At 71.6% G+C, this 4,524-nt stretch carries 5 protein-coding genes; 2 read left to right on the forward strand and 3 right to left on the reverse strand.

Features of this window, described 5'->3' with window-relative positions; genetic code table 11:
• Positions 1–25: 25 nt before the first annotated feature.
• Positions 26–808, forward strand: a complete 783-nt coding sequence (locus ACG2DA_RS21785; protein WP_395258659.1) for an inositol monophosphatase family protein — start codon at positions 26–28, stop codon at positions 806–808.
• Between the two features lie 64 nt (positions 809–872).
• Here the strand turns inward: ACG2DA_RS21785 and ACG2DA_RS21790 are convergent, their stop codons facing one another.
• The 3 genes from ACG2DA_RS21790 to ACG2DA_RS21800 all read right to left on the reverse strand — a co-directional run bounded on the left by ACG2DA_RS21790 (position 873) and on the right by ACG2DA_RS21800 (position 3,354).
• On the reverse strand, positions 873–1,676 hold the full coding sequence (locus tag ACG2DA_RS21790) for a metal-dependent hydrolase (protein WP_395258660.1): 804 nt from the start codon (positions 1,674–1,676) through the stop codon (positions 873–875).
• 108 nt (positions 1,677–1,784) lie between these two features.
• The gene (locus tag ACG2DA_RS21795; protein WP_395258662.1) at positions 1,785–2,405 is read right to left on the reverse strand and encodes a septation protein SpoVG family protein; all 621 of its coding nucleotides are present in this window, start codon (positions 2,403–2,405) and stop codon (positions 1,785–1,787) included.
• Between the two features lie 52 nt (positions 2,406–2,457).
• Complete coding sequence (locus ACG2DA_RS21800; protein WP_395258664.1) at positions 2,458–3,354, reverse strand: 4-(cytidine 5'-diphospho)-2-C-methyl-D-erythritol kinase; 897 nt, start codon at positions 3,352–3,354, stop codon at positions 2,458–2,460.
• Positions 3,355–3,533: 179 nt separating this feature from the next.
• Here ACG2DA_RS21800 and ACG2DA_RS21805 point away from each other — a divergent pair, with 179 nt between their 5' ends.
• On the forward strand, positions 3,534–4,448 hold the full coding sequence (locus tag ACG2DA_RS21805) for a sugar phosphate isomerase/epimerase family protein (protein ID WP_395258666.1): 915 nt from the start codon (positions 3,534–3,536) through the stop codon (positions 4,446–4,448).
• The last annotated feature ends 76 nt before the right edge of the window (positions 4,449–4,524 follow it).

A 4,524-nucleotide genomic window follows, 5' to 3' on the forward strand; every position in this document is an offset into this window, starting at 1 on the left:
GGGGCCTCCGCGTTACACTCTGCTCATGTCCGATCTGCAAGAACGCCTCGACTTCGCCAACCAGGCCGCGCTCGACGTGCAGCCGTTTATTCTGGAGTATTTCCAGAACCCGGACCTGGAGGTGATCCGCAAGGGGGACGACAGCCCCGTCACCGTCGCCGACAAGGGCGCCGAGGAGCGGATCCGCGACGCGATCGCCGCGAAGTTCCCGCACGACGGCATCCTCGGCGAAGAGTTCGAAGAGGTGCCGGGCTCGAACAGCTACCGCTGGGTGCTGGACCCGATCGACGGCACCAAGCCGTTCGTCCGCGGCGTTCCGCTGTTCGGCACGCTGATCGGGCTGGAGCGGGACGGCGAGTGCGTCCTGGGCGTCTCCCGGTTCCCGGGGCTCAACGAAGTCGTCTACGGAGCCGAGGGCCTGGGCGCCTGGTGGGTCCGCGGCGACGGATCGAAGCGGCGGGCGAAGGTGTCCGAGATCGATTCGCCGGACGACGCCCTGCTCTGCACGGCGAACCCGCGACGGTGGACCGACCGCGCGATGAAGGAAGCCTTCGAATTGTTCAACACGGACTACCGCCTGACCCGCGGCTGGGCCGACTGTTACGGACACATGCTGGTCGCCACCGGTCGGGCCGAGGTGATGATCGACCCGGTGATGAGCCTGTGGGACGCCGCCGCTCTGCTGCCGATCGTCAAGGAAGCCGGCGGCCACTTCGTGACGTGGGCCGGCGAGGAACGGGCCGACGGCGGCGACGGCATCAGCGTCAACGCGAAGTTGAAGGACGACGTGCTGCGGCGCCTCGCGTAGGGGCCGCTCCGCGGACCGTCGAGAAATGCTCGCAGCCGTGAGAGAACGGTCCGCACAGCGGACCCTACCGGATGACGATCGCCCCGCTGCGTTCCACCGTCCGCACCGGGTCGTCGCCGAACCCCTCCTCCTGATCTTCGACGGGCGCCCGCTCCCCGGTCTCCGGCGAGACGGCCATCCACGGCCCCGGCTCGCGCGGTTGGTCGGCGACCCGCTGCGGCACGCCGACACGGTTCACCTCGATCAGATCGCCGTCGATCAGCACGGCGTAGAAGCTGACGGCCAGCAGCGCGTAACAGGCGACGGTGCCCGCCGGCCGGTCGCCGGCCCACTTGATCGCCGTTCCGGCCGAGGACTTCAGCCGCGGCGTCAGGCCTCGCCAGTCGATGCTGCACCATTCGTCCAGCACCAGATGCGAGGCGAACCCCGTCATCACCGCGGTCGCCATCAGCAGACGGATGCCCGGCTCGGGGCTCTTGTAGGCCAGGTAGGTCAGCAGCCCGCTGATCATCATCGCCGGCAGGCTGTGGAACATCCCCCGGTGCACGGTCAGCTTGCGCAGCAACCAGCCCCCGCCGTACCGGACGGCGAGGTAGGTGAGGATGCCCAGCCCCACGATCGCGTCAAAGCTGCGGGCGACCTCCGCAAACCGCCGGACGAGCACGAAGGGCACCGCGGCGCCCAGCAGCGCCGTGAGTTCCTGAATCGGCTTGCCGCGGTCGCTGTCGAGGTCCGGCAGCGTCCCGCCCACCGCGACCAACGTGAACGCCACCCCGGCCTGCACGCCGTCGATCGGCGTCGCGATCCACATCCCCGCGGCCAGGGCGGCCCCGCAGGTCCCGCTGACGGCGACGTGTTCGCGGAACATCCCCACGGGCGGCGGTCTCCGGCGAGAGGGTGAGGGGCGGCGTCGTCCTCACCTATCGGCTACGACGAACCCTCCCCGCCGGTCGAACCGCTTCGACCGGCCGAAAGCTCACAGTCCGTCGCCGAAGGTCCCCGCGGGCTCGTTCCGCCGGGCCGCCCGCAACGGGCTGCGGACAGGCGGCCGGGCGGTCCGGTTCAGTTCCGCCCCGTCGAGCCGCCGGGTGACGCCGGGCGCGTTCGGCAGCGACCGCGGCGAGACGTCGGGCCGGTTCAGCGGACGCAGCGGCGTCGACTCGCCGAGGTCGCAGTCGTCGTACCGGCACACGTAGTCCGGCGCGGCGGCCAGCACCCGCTCCCGTTCCCACGCGGCAATCACGCTGGCTTCCAACTCCGCCCGGCAGGCGGCGTTGATGGGGTGGGCGATGTCCGCGTACAGCTTCGGTCGGCCGTCGCCCGCGGCGAGGTCCTCCGCCTCGTTGCAGGCCGCCCCGCAGTCTCCGCAGTAGTTCGCCCGCAACGGGTTTTTTCCGCCGCAGGCCTCGCAGCGGGCGGTGATCTTGCGGCTGGGCATCGCCACGAAGGCGCCCTGTTCCCCGCGGATCAACTTCAGGTCCCGCACCACGAAGCACCCGTCGAGGGTGATCGAGCAGAACGCCAGCAGGCGACCGGCCTCCCCGCCGGCGGCGTCGGCGCCGGGGGCGAGCTTCACGCGGACGTCGGTGATCTTCACGGCAACGGCTGTCGAGGGGGAAGCAATCGGGAAGAAACGGGCGGGCGAAACGTCAGACCGCCAGCGGCACGGCGGCGACCGGGCCGGGACGCAGGCGCCGCAGGGCCGCCGCGGCCGAGCGGGCGGCAGCGGCGGAGCGGCAGAGGGCGAACCGACTCGTCCCGCTGCCGGACAGGCAGGAACGGACGAGGCCGGCGGCGGCGAAAGCGGCCTGTTCCGCGGCGAGGGCCGGTTCCAACTCCGTCGCCGGGCCGTCGAGATCGTTGGCCGTCGCCGCGCACAGGGCCCCGCCGGCCGTGCCGTAGACTTGGAGCGCTTGCTCCGTGGCCCGGGCGGATTCCCGGCCGCCCCACGCGGCGAACACCGCGGCGGTGGACAGGCCGATCGGCGGCTTCGCCAGCGCCGCCCATCGCGGCGGGCCGGGGTCCACCGGCTCCACCCGCTCGCCCCGCCCCCGCACCACCCCGGCCGGGGAGCCGCAGAGGAAGAACGGCACGTCGCTGCCGATCGTCGCCCCGAGGTCGCGCAGTTCCTCCCGCGATAGCCCGCAGTCCCAAAGTTCGTTCAGCCCCAGCAGGGCCGCGGCCGCGTCGCTGGACCCGCCGCCGAGACCCGCCTCGTGGGGGATGCGTTTGTGCAACGTCACTGCCGCCGCCGGCTCGCGGCCCGCGGCGTGCGCCAAGGCGGTCGCGGCCCGGGCGACGAGATTGCGTTCGTCGCACGGCACCCCCGCGGCGCCGGTGACGGAGAGCTCGAACCGCTCCGCCGGGGCGAACGTCAGCGTGTCGTACCAACCGACGGTGACCATCAGCGATTCCAGCTCGTGGAACCCGTCCGGCCGCTTGCCCAGCACGTCCAGCGTGAGGTTCAGCTTGGCCGGGGCGTGGATCGTCAACGCCGGAGCGCCGGGGTCCGCGGGGGAGCGGCGGGGGATTCGAAGAGTCCGCATGATCCTGTCGCCGCCGGTCCGTCGGATTCGGGACGGTAGGTCCGGCGAGCCGCGTCGGTCAACGGGGATCGGCGCGCGAACGGTTCGCCCCGATGCCGGGGCGGCGGTCCCCCTGCTGGCGGGCGCCGGGGGAGAGCGTCACACTCGCGGAGCTTCCCCTCCGCCTGAGCGTTCCCCCGATGCAGCGTCGCACCTTCCTGGCCGGCTCCGCCGCCGCCCTCACCGCGGCGACGACGCTGCGGGCCGCCCCCCCCGCCGCCGTCACCGACTTCCCGGAGGACGCCCCCCGCTACCGCAAAGGGGTGAAGCTCTCGATGATCGGCGGGAAAGGCTCGCCGGAGGAGAAGTTCGCGATCGCGAAGGCAGCCGGCTTCGCCGGGATCGAAATCGACGGGTCGAACCGCGACGTGCCGGCGCTGCTGGCGGCCCGCGACGCCGTCGGTCTGCCGATCCACGGGGTGGTGTACGGCGACAGTTGGAAGGACCGCTTCTCCTCCCCCGACGCAGCGATCCGCGCCCGGGCCGTCGCGGGCCTCGAACAGGCGTTGCGTGACTGCGAAGAGCTCGGCGGCAGCTCGGTGCTGGTGATCCCCGGCGTCGTCGACGAGGCGACCGGCTACGCCGACGCCTACGCCCGAGCCGAAATCGAGATCACCAAGGCCCTCCCGGTCGCGGAGGAGACCGGCGTCGACGTGCTGTTCGAGAACGTTTGGAACAACTTCCTGCTCAGCCCGCTGGAGTTCGCGAGGTTTATCGACGGCTTCGAATCGCCGGCCGTCGGGGCGTATTTCGACGTCGGCAACGTCGTCCGCATCGGCTGGCCGGAGCAATGGATCACGGTGCTGGGCGAACGCATCCGCAAGTTGGACGTCAAGGAGTACAGCCGCAAGCTCCAGCAGAGCGAAGGCCTCTACAAAGGGTTTGGCGTGGAACTGGGCGAGGGCAGCGTCGACTGGGACGCCGTGCGGGCGGCGCTGGAAGCGATCGGCTACCGCGGCTGGGCGACCGCCGAGGTCCGCGGCGGCGACCTCGACCGCCTCGCCGACGTGGCGAACCGCATGGATGCTGTCCTCGGTCTGACGGACAGCGAGTAACTGGTGAGCGGGGGGCGTCAGCCCCCCGAGTTCTCTCTCCCCTCTTAAATAAAAACAGCGTCCCGGATCCTGGCAG

Source organism: Alienimonas sp. DA493 (assembly GCF_043951915.1).
In the GTDB taxonomy this organism is placed as follows: Bacteria; Planctomycetota; Planctomycetia; order Planctomycetales; family Planctomycetaceae; genus Alienimonas.

What these genes read in the sequence shown, in the direction of transcription:
- ACG2DA_RS21785 (WP_395258659.1), top strand. Translation starts at nt 26, where the DNA reads ATGTCCGATCTGCAAGAACGCCTCGACTTCGCCAACCAGGCCGCGCTC.
- ACG2DA_RS21790 (WP_395258660.1), bottom strand. Translation starts at nt 1,676, where the DNA reads ATGTTCCGCGAACACGTCGCCGTCAGCGGGACCTGCGGGGCCGCCCTG.
- ACG2DA_RS21800 (WP_395258664.1), bottom strand. Translation starts at nt 3,354, where the DNA reads ATGCGGACTCTTCGAATCCCCCGCCGCTCCCCCGCGGACCCCGGCGCT.
- ACG2DA_RS21805 (WP_395258666.1), top strand. Translation starts at nt 3,534, where the DNA reads ATGCAGCGTCGCACCTTCCTGGCCGGCTCCGCCGCCGCCCTCACCGCG.